Raw genomic sequence first — 649 nt, 5'->3', positions numbered from 1 at the left:
TACCTGCTTTGACAATCCCCGCCAGCTGATGGCCTGGCTCGGGCTGGTGCCGAGCGAACATTCCAGTGGTAATACCACCCGACGAGGACGATTGACCAAAACCGGGAATGCCTTAGCGAGAACCATGCTGGTTGAAGCTGGGTGGTCATATAGACACCCACCAAAGGAAGGGCACCCATACCTGAAGCGTGCTGAACACCTGCCTCAAGAGATCAAGGATATTGGCTGGAAAGCTCAGGCCCGATTGTGCAAGCGCTATCGCAGTCTCAGTCGGACAGGTAAACCGCAACCGCGTGTGCTGGCAGCTATCGCACGGGAACTGGCTGGATTCATCTGGGACATCGCGCGCAAGACGCCGCTGACCGCCTGAACGACCGACCAGCCTGCCTGTGCAGCACGCTGGAGATGGCGGCCAATGATGGGGAAATACTCGGCGCACGTTGGGACAGATATCCGTGCTTAGAGAGAGGCAATCCCGCGCCGTATTAGGAAAGGCGGTAACCAATCCGCGGATGAGAGCATGACAACACTCGGTTCGGCCCACCGTCTCCAGCGCCTGTACAGGCTACATATTTTGACCATCCCGCGCCAGCGGGGTAGTTTCATCGTGCCGGGAAAATCAAAAACGCTCATGAGAGCGTAGGATTTC

At 57.3% G+C, this 649-nt stretch carries 1 protein-coding gene; it reads left to right on the top strand.

All coding sequences use genetic code 11. The features are described 5' to 3' along the window. The coding region (locus HRQ87_RS19995) for a transposase (RefSeq protein ID WP_174140211.1) at positions 1-370 on the top strand (370 nt) is incomplete at its 5' end. Positions 371-649: the final 279 nt, after the last annotated feature.

The organism is Parasulfitobacter algicola, from assembly GCF_013315265.1.
GTDB lineage: Bacteria > Pseudomonadota > Alphaproteobacteria > Rhodobacterales > Rhodobacteraceae > Parasulfitobacter > Parasulfitobacter algicola.
This window is presented reverse-complemented; position numbering and strand designations above follow the sequence as displayed.